Annotated in this window: 8 protein-coding genes; 6 read left to right on the top strand and 2 right to left on the bottom strand. The window is 67.6% G+C overall.

Annotation, left to right across the window (positions count from 1 at the left end; translation table 11 throughout):
- Window positions 1-14: 14 nt before the first annotated feature.
- On the bottom strand, window positions 15-3359 hold the full coding sequence (locus KME82_RS23530) for a non-ribosomal peptide synthetase (RefSeq protein ID WP_215496174.1): 3345 nt from the start codon (window positions 3357-3359) through the stop codon (window positions 15-17).
- The gene (locus KME82_RS23525) at window positions 3356-6709 is read right to left on the bottom strand and encodes a non-ribosomal peptide synthetase (RefSeq protein ID WP_215496173.1); all 3354 of its coding nucleotides are present in this window, start codon (window positions 6707-6709) and stop codon (window positions 3356-3358) included. The genes KME82_RS23530 and KME82_RS23525 overlap by 4 nt, the downstream gene beginning before the upstream one ends.
- On the opposite strand from KME82_RS23525, the gene KME82_RS23520 reads away from it, so the two are divergent.
- The 6 genes from KME82_RS23520 to KME82_RS23495 are packed head-to-tail and all read left to right on the top strand — an operon-like array spanning window position 6692 to window position 14441.
- Window positions 6692-8149 carry a class II aldolase/adducin family protein gene (locus KME82_RS23520; RefSeq protein ID WP_345777955.1) on the top strand — a complete coding sequence of 486 codons (1458 nt, stop codon included), beginning with the start codon at window positions 6692-6694 and terminating at the stop codon, window positions 8147-8149. The genes KME82_RS23525 and KME82_RS23520 overlap by 18 nt on opposite strands.
- 35 nt (window positions 8150-8184) lie before the next feature.
- Window positions 8185-9843: an NTP transferase domain-containing protein gene (locus KME82_RS23515; RefSeq protein WP_215496171.1), complete on the top strand. Its 1659-nt coding sequence runs from the start codon at window positions 8185-8187 to the stop codon at window positions 9841-9843.
- Window positions 9840-11030: a glycosyltransferase gene (locus KME82_RS23510; RefSeq protein ID WP_215496170.1), complete on the top strand. Its 1191-nt coding sequence runs from the start codon at window positions 9840-9842 to the stop codon at window positions 11028-11030. Before KME82_RS23515 ends, KME82_RS23510 begins: the two co-directional genes overlap by 4 nt.
- Window positions 11027-11611 carry a phosphatidylinositol-specific phospholipase C/glycerophosphodiester phosphodiesterase family protein gene (locus KME82_RS23505; RefSeq protein WP_215496169.1) on the top strand — a complete coding sequence of 195 codons (585 nt, stop codon included), beginning with the start codon at window positions 11027-11029 and terminating at the stop codon, window positions 11609-11611. The genes KME82_RS23510 and KME82_RS23505 overlap by 4 nt, the downstream gene beginning before the upstream one ends.
- On the top strand, window positions 11608-13686 hold the full coding sequence (locus KME82_RS23500) for a glycosyltransferase 87 family protein (RefSeq protein ID WP_215496168.1): 2079 nt from the start codon (window positions 11608-11610) through the stop codon (window positions 13684-13686). Before KME82_RS23505 ends, KME82_RS23500 begins: the two co-directional genes overlap by 4 nt.
- Entirely contained in the window at window positions 13683-14441 is a 759-nt protein-coding gene (locus KME82_RS23495; RefSeq protein WP_215496167.1) for an HAD family hydrolase, read from the top strand. Before KME82_RS23500 ends, KME82_RS23495 begins: the two co-directional genes overlap by 4 nt.
- Window positions 14442-14465: the final 24 nt, after the last annotated feature.

The following is a 14465-nucleotide window of genomic DNA, read 5'->3' as shown; positions in this document are numbered from 1 at the left end:
CCTTGAAGGTGCGATCAAGCGCCGGCGTCGGCGAGCAGGGCCTGGATTTCGTCGTCGGACAAACCTTCGAGCTGATCGAGCATGCCGAGCAGATCGTCGGCATCGACGCTGTCGACCCGCTGTTGCATCAGCCACTGCGCGAAGCCGGCCACGGTCGGCGCTTCGAACAAGGCGCGCAGCGGGGTTTCGCCGCCGAAGGCCTTGTTGATGCGGGTGACCAGCTGGGTCGCGAGCAGCGAGTGGCCGCCGAGTTCGAAGAAATCGCCGTCGATGCTGACGCGTTCCAGGCCCAGCACTTCCGCCCACAGACCGGCGAGCGTGGCCTCTTCGCCGTTGCGCGGCGCGAGGTAGCGATCGGCGTCGAGGGCGCCGGCTTCCGGCGCCGGCAGGGCGAGGCGATCGACCTTGCCGTTCGGCGTCAGCGGCAGTTGCTCCAGCACGACCCAGGCCGAAGGCAGCATGTAGTCGGGTAAGCGCTGGCGCGCGGCGTTGCGCGCGGCGGCGGTGTCGAACGCGTCGCCGCCGCGCGGCACGATGTAGGCCACCAGGCGCTTGTCGCCGGGACGGTCTTCGCGGCAGATCACCACCGCCTGCAGCACGTCGGCTTGTTCGGCCAGCACCGATTCGATTTCGCCCAGTTCGATGCGGAAGCCGCGCAGCTTGACCTGATGATCGATGCGGCCGAGCACTTCCAGGCGACCGTCGCGGCGCCAGCGGGCGAGATCGCCGGTGCGGTACAGGCGCGCGTCTGCGTCCGCGCCGAACGGATCGGCGATGAACTTTTCGTCGGTCAGTTCGGGCCGGTCGAGGTAACCGCGGGCGACGCCGAGGCCGCCGATCAGCAATTCGCCGGGCACGCCGGCCGGAACCGGCTGCATCTGGCGATCGACGATGTAGACCTGGGTGTTGGCGATGGGCTTGCCGATGCTGATCGCCTCTTCGCCGGCGCGCACGCGTTCGACCGTCGACCACACCGTGGTTTCGGTCGGGCCGTACAGGTTCCACAGTTCGCCGCAGCACGCCAGCAAGCGATCGGCAAGTTCGCGCGGCAGCGCTTCGCCGCCGCACAGCAGGCGCAGGTGCGGCGCGCCGCGCCAGCCGGCGTCGAGCAGCATGCGCCAAGTGGCCGGCGTGGCCTGCATGACGGTGCTGGCCGAGCGTTCGATCAGGCGCGCCAGGGCGGCGCCGTCGCCGACGGTGTCGCGATCGGCGAGGACCACGCGCGCGCCGACGGTGAGCGGCAGCATCAGTTCGAGCAGGGCGATGTCGAACGACAGCGTGGTCACCGCGCAGACCGCGTCGCCGGTGCTCAGGCCGGGTTCGCGCGCCATCGAGGTCAGGAAGTTCGCTGCGGCGCGATGCGGAATCTGCACGCCCTTGGGGCGGCCGGTCGAGCCCGAAGTGAAGATCACATAGGCGATGTCGTCAGGTCCGACGCCCGCGGCGGTGCGTTCGCCCGCGAGCGCGGCGAGCGCGTCCTCGAGGGCGAGGGTCGGGCTTGTCGATGCGGGCAATTGCGCGAGCAGGGCGCGTTCGCCCAGGACCACGCGCGGCGCGGCGTCCTCGAGCATGAAGCGCAGCCGTTCGCTTGGATAACTCGGGTCCATCGGCACGTAGGCCGCGCCGGCCTTGAGCGCGCCGAGCATCGCCGCGAGCATGCGCGGGCTGCGTTCGACGAACAGGCCGATCCTGTCGCCGCGCGCGGTGCCGCGCGCGATGAGCGCGCGGGCGATGGCGTCGGCCTGGGCGTCGAGTTCGGCGTAGCTCACGCGCACGCCGTGCTGCTCGACCGCGATCGCGTCGGGCGTGCGCGCGGCCTGGGCTTCGAACAGCGCATGCAGGGTCGGCTCGGCCGGCAGCTCGCGCGCGGTGTCGTTCCAGTCGCGCAGCAGTTGCCGGCGTTCGTCGTCGCCGAGGATGTCCAGTTCGCTCAGGCGCTTGGTCGGATCGGCGACCACCGCGCGCAGCAATTGGATCAGATGGCGCGAGAACGCGGCCACCGTGGCTTCGTCGAACAGATCGGTCGCGTACTCGAAGAACAGCTGCAACGCGCCGAAGTGTTCGCTGGCGAACAGCGACAGGTCGTTGCGCGCGGTGCCCTGGTTGATCGCGTCGAAGGTCACCGGGCTCATGTCGAGGCCGGACACGCGGTTGGATTCGCCGGGGAAATTCTGGAAGAACAGCATCACCTGGAACAACGGCGAATGGCTCAGCGCCCGGTCCAGATCCAGTTCTTCCATCAGCCGTTCGATCGGCAGGTCCTGGTTGGACTGGGCGTTGAGGGTGTTGTCGCGCACCCGCGCGAGCAGCTCGCGGAAGGTCGGATCGCCGGACAGGTCGTTGCGCACCGCCAGGGTGTTGACGAAGAAACCGACCAGCGCTTCGAGTTCCTGGCGATTGCGGTTGGCGATGCCGACGCCGACGATCTGGTCGGACTGGCCCGAATAACGCATCAGCAGCGTGTTGAACGCGGCCAGCACGGTCATGAACGCGGTCGCGCCTTCCTGTCGGCTCAGCCGCTTCACGTCCTCGTACAACTCGACCGGCACCGCGTCGCGGAACACCCGGCCGCGATGGCTCTGCAGCGCCGGACGCGAGCGGTCGCCCGGCAATTCCAGCACCGGCAGGCGCCCGGACAGCTGCTGCTTCCAGTAATCGAGCTGCTTGGCCAGGGTCTGGTTTTCGAACAGATCGCGCTGCCACAGCGCGTAATCGACGTACTGCACCGTCGGCTCGGCCAGCGGCGAAGGACGCTCGTCGCGGTAGGCCGCGTACAGCTGCTGCAATTCGTCCAGCACGATGCCGAGCGACCAACCGTCGACGGCGATGTGGTGGGCGTTGACGGTCAACAGATGGCGCTCGTCCTCGATCCGGCTCAGGCAAGCGCTCAACAGCGGGCCGTTGTGGATGTCGAACGAGCGCGCCGCCTCGGCGCGCGCGAGTTCGAACGCCGCCGCTTCGCGCGCCGGTTCGTCCAGATGGCGCAGGTCCTGCTGCGCCATCTGCACCGTCGACGGCGGCAGCACCACCTGGAACGGGCCGTCGTCGTCGGCGCGGGCGACCGAGCGCAGGCTTTCGTGACGGCGCACGATCTCGTCGAGCGCGCGCTGGATCAGCGCGGCGTCGAGCGGGCCGCGCAGCCACAGGGTCAGCGGCACGTTGTAGACCGCCGAGCCCGGGTCGAGCTGATCGAGTATCCACAGACGCTGCTGGGCGAACGACAACGGCAGACGCGCCGGCCGCTGCCGGCGAACGATGTCCTGCTTGTGGGCCGCATTTTGCTTGCGGCCCAGTTGCTGCAACAGCAGCGCGCGTTTTTCCGGCGACAGGCCGGCCAGACGTGCGTCGAGCTCACTCATGATGAAGCTCCGGGCTGCGAGGCCGCATTCAACTGCGCGCTCGCTTCTTCGTCGCTGAGGTTTTCCAGGCTGGCGAGCAGGGCTTCCAGATCGTCGGGCTGGAACTGCGCGCGCGCATCGGCGACGCACACGGCCAGCTGTTCCAGGGTCGGCGCCGCGAACAGGGTGCGCAGCGGCAGTTCGACGCCGTAGGCCTGATCGATGCGCGACAACAGCCGGGTCGCCAGCAGCGAATGGCCGCCCAGGTCAAAGAAATTCGCCCGCACATCGACGCTGCGCAGATTGAGCAACTGCTGCCACAGCTCGACCAGCATTTCCTCCTCGGGCGTGCGCGGCGCGAGCACGTCGGCCTCGCCGTCCTGCGCGCCGGTCGCGGTTTCCGGCGCCGGCAACGCGCGCCGGTCGACCTTGCCGTTCGGCGTGAGCGGGAATTGCTCCAGCACCACGAACGCGCTGGGCACCATGTAGTCGGGCAGGGCGGCGCGCAGGTGATCGCGCAACGCGGTCAACGCAGGCGCCGCGCCTTCGGCGGTCACGTAGGCGACCAGGCGCTTGTCGCCGGGGGTGTCTTCGCGGCAATGCACGACCGCCTGGGTGACGCCGTCGTACTGCGCCAGCACCGATTCGATTTCGCCCAGTTCGATGCGGAAACCGCGCAGCTTGATCTGGTGATCGATGCGGCCGATCACCTCGATCGTGCCGTCGCGGCGCCACAGCGCGAGATCGCCGGTGCGGTACAGGCGCGCGCCGGGAACGGCGCTGAACGGATCGGGGATGAACTTCTCTTCGGTCAGGTCCGGACGCCCGCTGTAACCCGCGGCCAGGCCGTCGCCGCCGATCAGCAACTCGCCCGGCACGCCGACCGGCAGCATCTGCATGTTGCGGTCGACGATGTGGATCTGGGTGTTGTCGACCGGCTTGCCGACCAGGATCGGGCCTTCGCCGGCATGCACGCGGCACAGCGCCGAATACACCGTGGTTTCGGTCGGGCCGTACAGGTTCCACAGCTCGCCGCAGCACGGCAGCAGGCGGTCGGCGAGTTCGCGCGGCAGCGCTTCGCCGGTGGAGATGATCTTGATCGTGTCGTTGCCGCGCCAGCCCACTTCCAGCAGCATGCGCCAGGTGGCCGGGGTGGCCTGCATGACGTCGAGATGGGCGTTGTCGACCAGACGGCGCAGGCTCATGCCGTCGCGCGCGGTGTCGCGATCGACCAGCACGATGCTCGCGCCGACGGTCAACGGCAGCACCAGCTCGAACAGCGCGATGTCGAACGACAGCGTGCTGATCGCGCACAGCTTCTGGCCCTGGGCCAGGCCGGGTTCGCGCGCGACCGAACGCAGCAGGTTGACCGCCGAACGGTTGCGGATTTCCACGCCCTTGGGCTTGCCGGTCGAGCCGGACGTGAAGATCACATAGGCCAGGTCGTCTTCGCTCGCGCCATCGGCCGGCGGATGATCGGCGTTGTCGCCGAGCGCCGCGTCGGCGTCGGCGAGCACGACTTTTTCGACCTCCGCCGGCGGCGTGGCGGCCAGTTCGCGCTGGGTCACCAGCACGCGCGAGGCCGAGGTTTCCAGCATGTAGGCCAGGCGATCGACCGGGTAGGTCGGGTCCAGCGGCACGTAGGCGCCGCCGGCCTTGAGGATGCCGAGCAGGCCGATCAGCATCTCCGGCGTGCGTTCGACATACAGGCCGACCAACGCACCGGCGACCACGCCGGCCGCGCGCAATTCATGCGCGAGCGCATTGGCGCGGTGGTCGAGTTCGCGATAGCTGATCTCGCGCGCGCCGAAGCTCAGCGCGATCGCGTCGGGCGTGCGTTCGACCTGGGCCTGGATCAAGGTCGACAAGGTGCGTTGCGCGGGCAATTCGCGCACGGTGTCGTTCCAGTGCGCCAGTTCGGCCTGCTCGGCGGCGTTCATCAGGCGCAGCTGCGCCACGCGCGTGTCCGGAGCGGCGACCGCATGCTCGAGCAGGGTCAGCAGATGCTCGGCCAGGCGTTCGATGCGCGCCGCGTCGAACAGGTCGGTGCTGTATTCGAACACCATCTCGCGCTTGGCGTCCTGGGTCACGAACAGGCTCAGGTCGCCCTGCGCGTTGCCCGGCTGCAGTTCGGTCAGCGGCAGCGATTCGACCCGCAGACCGGTCAATTCCGATTCGATCGCGGGGTAGTTCTGGAAGAAGAACATCACCTGCGCCAGCGGCGTATGGCTGGACGAGCGCGGCAGGCGCAGGCTTTCGAGCACCTTGTCCAGCGGCGCGTCGCCGTTCTCCATTGCCGCCAGCACGCTTTCGCGCACGCGCTCGAGCAACTGGGCGAAACTCGGGTCGCCTTCGAAGGTGGTGCGCAGCGCCAGGGTGTTGACGAAGAAGCCGACCACCGATTCGAGTTCGATCCGGTTGCGACCGGCGATGCCCATCGCGACAGTGATGTCGTCCTGGCCGGTGTAGCGCGCGAGCAGCGCCTGGTAGGCGGCCATGAACACCATCGACAGGGTCGACTTGCTCTCGCGCGCGAAGGCTTCGATGCGCTCGTTGAGCGCGGCCGGGATCTCGACGCGATACAGCGCGCCGCGGAAGCTCTGCACCGCCGGACGCGGCCGGTCGGCCGGCAGATCCAGCGTGGTCGCCGCGCCCGTCAGGCGCTCGCGCCAGTAGTCGAGCTGCGGCTGCAGGCCGGTTTCGCCGAGGGTTTCCTGCTGCCACAGCGCGATATCGGCGATCTGCAGCGGCAGCGCGTCGAGCTTGGGCGCTTCGCCGGCCATGCGCGCGTTGTAGACCGTATACATCTCGTCGAGCAGCTTGCTGATCGACCAGCCGTCGATGGCGATGTGGTGGAAGGTCAGCACCAGCAGATGCAATTGCGGTTCGACTTCGATCAGCGCCGCGCGCAGCATCGCGTCGGCGCTCAGGTCGAAGGTGCCGCGGATTTCGGCGCGCGCGATGTCGAGCGCGGCCTCGCGCCGCGCCTGCGGCGTCGCGCCATCCGCGCGCAACTCGCGCCACGGCGCCTGCACTTGATCGAGAATTCGCTGGAACGGTTCGCCGTCGTGCTTGCGGTACACCGTGCGCAACGCTTCGTGGCGATCGGCCAGCGCCTGCACGGCCGCATGCAGCGCATCGCGATCGAGCGTGCCGTCCAGCCACAGCGCGGCCGGCGAGTTGTACGCGGTCATGCCGGGCGTGAATTGATCCAGCCACCACAGGCGGCGCTGACCGAAGGTCAGCGGGATCCGCTCGGGCCGTGGCCGGGCTTGAATCTGGTTGGTACCGCGTTGGCGCGCCGCAATCTGGCGCAGCAGTTCCCGCTTCGCCGGGGACAACCCTGCGATGCGATGGTCAATCTCGCTCATCCCTCTACCTTCCTTGTGACGACTCTCGTCAGCCGACCTACCCTGTCGGCGTTTTTATGGCACGCACTATTCGCAAACCATGAGATGTTGTTACGCACGGCGTATGGCCGCTATCATCCTAGGCATGCTGTTGGCTGTGCCCCCCGCGTATATCCTATCCACATAACGGGGCTTAGGCACAAAGCGGGCCGCAATCGGTTGTCGGGACCTCGAGTTCCCGGCAGGGGAAACGATTACGGTGCCGACCAACGGCGCGCTGCAGGGAACGGACGGGGGCGTCCGATTCTCAAATACCGCTGCGTTAAGGGGTTTTCAGGAGTTTTTTTTAGCCGGGGGGCTATGCATGGAATGGCTGTTCATACAGGCGCGAAACGTGCCGGAAACAAGCATTGCCCATGGGTGGGTGATGTGGCCAACATCGACTTTTTGACCGATCTAATCGACCTGTCTGCGCGGATCGGAGCCGATCCGTTGTTGGTGCAGGGTGGTGGCGGCAACACATCGCTTAAACGCGATGATGTGCTGTGGGTGAAGGCTTCAGGCACGTGGCTTGCGCATGCGCGCGAGCGCGACATCTTCGTCTCGCTGCCATTAGCTAAGGTGCGCGAGGCGCTGCGCCACGAAGACGGCGAAGCCCGTCTGGCCCAACTCGGCAGCGGCCTGGCGCTGCGTCCGTCGATCGAAACCTCGCTGCACGCGCTGCTGCCGCATCCGCTGGTGGTTCACGTGCATTCGGTGAATACGATCGCGTGGGCTATACGCACGCACGCGCAAGCGCAGCTGGCGACGCTGCTCGATGGCCTGAATTGGGCATGGATTGCGTATCAACGACCTGGCTATCCGCTGACCCGCGCGGTCGCGCAAGTGCTGTCCACGCGCGCACCCGACGTGCTGGTGCTGGCCAATCACGGCCTGGTGATCGGCGCGAACGACCGCGTTCAGGCCGATGCGCTGCTGGCCGAGGTCGAACGCCGCGTGGCGATCGTCGAACGAATCGCGCCGCCGTCGCAGCCGCAGCGACTGGCTGCGGTCAATGATCTGCAGTGGGCGCTGCCGGGCACCGAATCGGTGCACGGCCTGGCGACCGATGCGCAAGCGCTGCAGATCGCGCGCGACGGCGTGCTGTACCCCGATCACGCGGTGTTCCTGGGCCATTGCGCGGCCGTGGTCGGCGACGGGGAGTCGCTGTCGCAGGCGGTCGAACGCACCACCCGCGACAGCGGCGTCGCGCCGGCGTTCGCGCTGGTGCCCGGCGCCGGCGTGCTGACCGTGCCGGGCCTGTCGGACGGTGCGCAGGCGATGTTGCAGTGCCTGGCGCTGGTCGCGCTGCGGGTGCGCGAGGACGACGGACTGGTGCGGTTGGGCGAGGCCGACGTGGCCGCGCTGATCGACTGGGACGCCGAGAAATACCGACGTTCGCTGGTGCGGACACACAACTGATCCATCCATCGCGAACAGATCCACGGAAGGAATCCATGCAGATCGTAGTTCCCATGTCCGGTTTCGGCGAACGCTTCAGGCGCGCGGGCTATCGCGTGCCCAAGCCGCTGATCGAAGTCGACGGCAAGCCGATCATCGCCCACGTCATCGACCTGTTTCCGGGCGAAACCCAGTTCGTCTTCATCTGCAACCAGGAGCATCTGGACGAACCGTCGTACCGCATGGCCGAACTGCTGGCGCAGTACTGCCCGACCGGCCGCATCGTCGGCATCGCGCCGCACAAGCTCGGTCCGGTCAACGCGGTGTTGCAGGCGATCGATCACATCGATCCGGCCGAGCCGACGGTGGTCAATTACTGCGATTTCACCTGCAGCTGGGACTACGCCGATTTCAAGGATTTCGTCCTGAGCAGCGGCTGCGACGGCGCGATTCCCTGCTACACCGGCTTTCATCCGCACATGATGGGATCGACCAACTACGCCTACGTGCGCAGCGATCGCGGGCGGGTGTTGGACATCCAGGAAAAGCAGCCCTACACCGATCAGCCGCGCAGCGAATTCGCCTCCAGCGGCACCTACTACTTCGGCTCCGGCGCGCTGATGCGCGACGCGTTCGAACGCACGATGGCGCGGCCGGACCTGATCGTCGGCGGCGAGCGCTATGTCAGCCTGGCCTACAAGCCGGTGCTCGAGGACGGCCGCCGCATCGCGGTCTACGAACTCAACCACTTCATGCAGTGGGGCACCCCGCAGGACCTGGAGGAATACCGCTACTGGTCCGGCGCGTTCCGCGGCCTGGCCGATCCGGCGCGCGCGCAGCCGCCGCCGCGCCAGCGCGGCGCGGTGATGGTGCCGATGGCCGGCCTGGGCTCGCGTTTCAGCGCCGAAGGCTATGCCGACCCGAAGCCGCTGATCGACGTATCGGGCGAGCCGATGGTGGTGCAGGCCGCGCGCGATCTGCCCGAGCCGGCGCAGCGCGTGTTCGTGCAGCGTCGCGACATTCCCGGCCGCGGCCGCATCGCCGACGCGCTGCGCAGCCGTTTTCCCGATTGCGTGCTGATCGACCTGGAGCGGGTCACGGACGGCCAGGCGCGCACCTGCCTGCTCGGCCTGGACGGGATCGATCCGCAGCAGCCGCTGACCATCGGCGCCTGCGACAACGGCGCGGTGTTCGACGCGCAGGCGCTGTCGACCTTGCTCGACGATGCCGATACCGACGTGCTGGTGTGGGTCGCGCGCGGCTATCCCGGCGCGGCGCGTCGGCCGACGCATTACGGCTGGGTCGATGAAGCCGACGGCGCGGTGCGCTCGGTCTCGGTCAAGCAGCCGCTGGCCGATCCGGCGCGCGATCCGATCGTGCTGGGCACCTTCACCTTCCGTCGCGCGGCCGATTTCGTCGCCGCGGCCGAGGCGATGATCGCGCGCGACGGCCGCGTCAACGGCGAGTTCTACGTCGACACCTGCATCAACGACGCGCTGGCGCTGGGCTTGAAAGTGCGGGTGTTCGAAGTCTCGCACTACCTGTGCTGGGGCACGCCGGACGATCTGCGCACCTACGAATACTGGCAATCGTGTTTCCACAAATGGCCGGTGCATCCGTACCGGATCGAGCACGACCCGCGCATCGCCGAGCCGGCGCGCGCGGCGCTGGCCGAGCGCTTCCGCATGCGTCAACCGGAGCGCGCGACGTGGTGAATGCGTTGTCCACCGCCGCATCGGGCCGGTTGCGCGGCGAATTCGCGCGGTTCCTGCTGGTCGGCATCACCTCGGTGGTGATCGACTTTGCGGTCTACCGCGGCCTGCTGGCCCTGGCGATCGCGGTGCATCCAGCCAAGACCGCTGGCTTCGTCGCCGGCGCGGTGTTCGGCTACTTCGCCAATCGCAGCTTCACCTTCCGCGTCGGCGCGCAATGGCGCCGGCGCGAACTGTTGAGCTTCATCGCCGTGTACCTGATCGCGCTGGCCGCGAACGTGGCGGTGAACTCGCTGGTGCTGGCGCTGCTCGGACGCAGCGAGAGCACACTGGCCCTGGCCTTCGTGGCCGCGACCGGGGTGTCGGCGGCGATGAACTTCGTCGGCTTGAAGCTGTTCGTGTTCGGTGTGAGCGATGCCGGCGCGAACGCTTCGGCGCAGGTCCCGGCGACGTCCACGAGCGCCGGCGCAGCGGACCGGCCGAGCCTGTCGCTGGTGATTCCCTGCTACAACGAAGCGGCCAATCTGCCGCTGCTGGTCGCGCGCCTGCGCGAAACCTTCCTCGACGATCGCGCCGAAGTGGTGCTGGTCGACAACGGCTCGACCGACGATTCGCCGGCGGTGCTCGCGCAGTTGCTGGCCGGGCAGCAACGCATCCGCAGCGTGCGGGTCGAGGTCAATCAGGGCTACGGCTACGGCATCCTGACCGGCCTGCGCGCGGCGCGCGGCGACGTGCTCGGCTGGACCCACGCCGACATGCAGACCGATCCGCAGGACGCCCTGCGCGGGCTGGCGCTGTACGACCAGGCCGCCGATCCGGCGCGTTTGTTCGTCAAGGGCCGCCGCTACGGCCGCCCGGCCGCCGATGTCGCCTTCACCGTGGGCATGTCGGTGTTCGAGACCGTGCTGATGAGCCGGCGCATGTGGGACATCAACGCACAGCCCACGCTGTTTCCGCGCGCCTTCTTCGAACGCTGGCGCGAGCCGCCGCACGATTTCGCGCTGGATCTGTACGCGTATTACCAGGCCCTGCGCGAGGGTTTGCGCGTGCGGCGCTTCGCCGTGCGCTTCGGCGAACGCGCGCACGGCAGCTCGCACTGGAACGTGAACTGGCAAGCCAAGCTGCGCTTCATCAAGCGCACCGTCGATTTCAGTCTGCGCCTGCGTCAGGGCCTGCAGGAGCGCGCATGATCATCGTCCGTCACCGCCGCAACACCCTGGAAGAACTGCGCGCGACGCCGCAGGACCTGGGCATCGAACTGGACCTGCGCAGCCGCGGCGAAGAACTGATCATCCACCACGACGCCTTCGTCGACGGCGAACGCTTCGAGGAGTGGCTCGACGGTTATCGCCACGGCCTGCTGATCCTCAACGTCAAGGAAGAGGGGCTGGAGGACAGGCTGATCGCGCTGATGCGCGAGCGCGGCATCGAGGAGTATTTCTTCCTCGATCAATCCTTCCCGTTCCTGGTGCGCACCGCCAGGCGCGGCGAATCGCGCTGCGCGGTGCGGGTCTCGGAATTCGAATCGATCGACACCGCGCTGAGCCTGGCCGGAAAGATCGATTGGGTGTGGGTCGATTGCTTCACCCGTTTCCCGCTCGACGGCGCGCAGGCGCGACGCCTGCAGGACGCCGGTTTCAAGCTGTGCTTGGTCTCGCCGGAGCTGCAGGGACGCAGCAGCGATGAAATCGCCGAACTGCGCGCGCTGCTGGCGCGCGAGGGCATCGCCGCCGAAGCGGTCTGCACCAAGGAGCCGGCGCTTTGGCGATGAACGCGAACCGGATCTGGCGCGATCCCGTCTTCCGACTCGGCCTGCTATTCAAGGTCGCGCTGGTGGTTTTGCTCGTGCCGCAGATCCAGCAGAGCTGGTTCGTGCCGTTCGTGCAGCACGCGATCGCGCATCCGTCGCTGGACCCGTGGTCGAGTTTCCTCGCCGGCGGCGGCGATCCGATGGCCTATCCGTACGGGCCGGCGATGCTGCTCGCGCATCTGCCCGGCACCGCGCTGGGCATGATCGCCGCGGCATTGAGCGGATCGGACTATTTCACCGGCATGGGCTTGCGCGTGGGCCTGCTCGGCGCCGACATCGCGACCTTGTACCTGCTGTCGCGGCTGTGGCCGGAACGTCCGCGGCTGCTGCTGTGGCTGTACTGGTGGTCGCCGATCGCGCTGTACGTGACCTACTGGAACGGGCAGACCGACATCGTGCCGGTCGCGCTGTTGCTGTGGTCGCTGCTGTTGCTGCGCAACTATCGGGTGCGCCTGGGCGGCGTCGCGCTCGGGCTGGCGCTGGCGGCGAAGTTCAGCATGCTGCTGGCCGCGCCGTTCGTGGCGATCTATCTGTGGCGCAATAAACGCCTGCGCGGATTGATGCGGCCGTTCGCGATCGCCTGCGGCGCGACGGCATTGATTTCGGTGGTGCCGTGGCTGGCCTCGCCGGGTTTCGTGCGCATGGTGTTCGGCACGCCCGAATCGCTGCGGTTGTTCGACCTCGCCCTGCCGCTGGGCAACGACCTGCGCCTGTACCTGACCCCGCTGCTGTATCTGCTGGCGGTGTACGGGCTGTGGCGGCTGCGCCGGATCAGTTTCGAGCTGCTGATCGCCGCGATCGGCCTGTCGTTCTTCCTGGTGGTGCTGGCCACGCCGGCGCCGCCGGGCTGGTACCTGTGGCTGGTGCCGTTCCTGGTCGCGCATCAGCTCTTCAGCGATCGCAGCGCGCGCCTGCTGACCGGCATGTTCTCGGCGCTGCTGATCGGCATGCACCTGATCTATTCCAGCGGCGCAGCGCTACCGCTGCTGCGCCTGGACCCGGCGCCGGCCATCGCCCGGCTCGGCGCGTTGATGAGTCCGCACCTGCATTCGCTGGGCTACACCCTGATCGTCGCCGCCGGGCTGGTGCTGCTGGTGCAGATGCTGCGCGAGCGGGTGTCGCGCAACGACTACTACCGCATCGGCCAGAAGCCGGTGACGCTCGGCATCGCCGGCGATTCGGGGTCGGGCAAGGACACCTTGAGCCGCGCGCTGGCCGGGATCTTCGGCGAGCATTCGGTGGTGCATGTGTCGGGCGACGACTATCACGTCTGGGATCGCTACGCGCCGATGTGGAAGGGCCTGACCCATCTCAATCCGCGCGCCAACGACTTGCAGCGCTTCAACAACGACGTGCTGGCGCTGATGGACGGCAAGGCGATCATGTGCCGCCGTTACGATCACGGCGCCGGCCGCTTCACCCCGCCGACCTTGCTCGACAAGAACGACGTGGTGATCGCCTCGGGCCTGCATGCGCTGCACATGCAGCGGCTGCGCGAGCGCTTCGACGTCAGCATCTTCCTGGACGTGGACGAAGACCTGCGCCGGGCCTGGAAGATCGAGCGCGACGTGCATCAGCGCGGCCACGCGCTGGCCACGGTGCTGGCCTCGATCGAAAAACGCATGGCCGATTCGCGCCTGCACATCCATCCGCAGCGACGCGACGCCGGCCTGGTGCTCAGGCTCGCGCCGGTCAACGCGCATCAGCTCGAATCCAATACCGCGATGGGCCAGGTGCGGCTCAAGCTGGTCGCGCTGATCCGCAACGGCACCTCGCACGAGCGCATGGCGCGGATCCTGATCGGCATCTGCGGCCTGCACCTGGACGTGCAGCCCTCCGAAGACGGGCGCGAAGTCGAAATGACCATCGAAGGCGAAGTCGCCGCCGAAGACATCGCCATGGCCGCGCGGCAGTTGGTGCCCGGCCTGCAGGAAATGCTCGATATCCACCCTCAATGGGAGGACGGCATGAGCGGGATCATGCAATTGCTGGTCCTGATCCAGATCGAAGAATCGTTGAAGAGCCGGATCAAATGACCCTGAGAATTCACAACTCGGACAAGGTCCTGCGCGCGCCGCAGGCGATTATTTTCGACACCGACAACACCTTGTACGCCTACGACCATCCGCATACCCAGGCGCTGGCGGCGGCGGAAAGCAAGGCGGTGCGGTTGCTCGGCGTCGATCCGGGCGAGGTGCGCAAAGCGTTCGCCCAGGCGCGCGAGGACGTCAAGCGCCAGCTCGGCAAGACCGCCAGCTCGCACAGTCGTCTGCTGTACTTCCAGCGCGGCATCGAGATCCTCGGGCGCAAGACCCAGCTGGTGATCACGCTCGATCTGGAGCAGACCTACTGGCGCACCTTCCTCGCCCACTGCGAGCTGTTTCCCGGCGTGCGCGATTTCCTGCTGGCCCTGCGCAGCAGCGGCATCGGCACGGCGATCATCACCGACCTGACTTCGCAGATTCAGTTCCGAAAGATCATCTACTTCGGCCTGGACGATTGCTTCGACTACGTCGTGACCTCGGAGGAGGCCGGTGCCGACAAGCCGCAGGAAGCGCCGTTCCGTCTGGCCATCGACAAGCTCGGCATCGACCCGGCGCAAATCTGGATGATCGGCGACCACCCGGTCAACGACATCGCCGGCGCGCGTCCGTTCGGCATCAGCACGCTGTTGCGGGTGGACCGCAGCCACGAGGCCAAGGGCACCGGTTGCGATGTCGAATTCGACGATTTCACTGAACTGCATCACTACTTTTTCTCGGGGAAGGTCGATGGCATCCAGAAACGTTAAGACCGGCGCGCGCGCAGCGCATGC

It is taken from the genome of Lysobacter capsici (assembly GCF_018732085.1).
GTDB lineage: Bacteria > Pseudomonadota > Gammaproteobacteria > Xanthomonadales > Xanthomonadaceae > Lysobacter > Lysobacter capsici_A.
This window is presented reverse-complemented; position numbering and strand designations above follow the sequence as displayed.

Coding starts and splice junctions, on each gene's coding strand:
- KME82_RS23515 (WP_215496171.1), top strand. CDS start 8,185: ATGCAGATCGTAGTTCCCATGTCCGGTTTCGGCGAACGCTTCAGGCGC.
- KME82_RS23525 (WP_215496173.1), bottom strand. CDS start 6,709: ATGAGCGAGATTGACCATCGCATCGCAGGGTTGTCCCCGGCGAAGCGG.
- KME82_RS23505 (WP_215496169.1), top strand. CDS start 11,027: ATGATCATCGTCCGTCACCGCCGCAACACCCTGGAAGAACTGCGCGCG.
- KME82_RS23530 (WP_215496174.1), bottom strand. CDS start 3,359: ATGAGTGAGCTCGACGCACGTCTGGCCGGCCTGTCGCCGGAAAAACGC.
- KME82_RS23520 (WP_345777955.1), top strand. CDS start 6,692: ATGGTCAATCTCGCTCATCCCTCTACCTTCCTTGTGACGACTCTCGTC.
- KME82_RS23500 (WP_215496168.1), top strand. CDS start 11,608: ATGAACGCGAACCGGATCTGGCGCGATCCCGTCTTCCGACTCGGCCTG.
- KME82_RS23495 (WP_215496167.1), top strand. CDS start 13,683: ATGACCCTGAGAATTCACAACTCGGACAAGGTCCTGCGCGCGCCGCAG.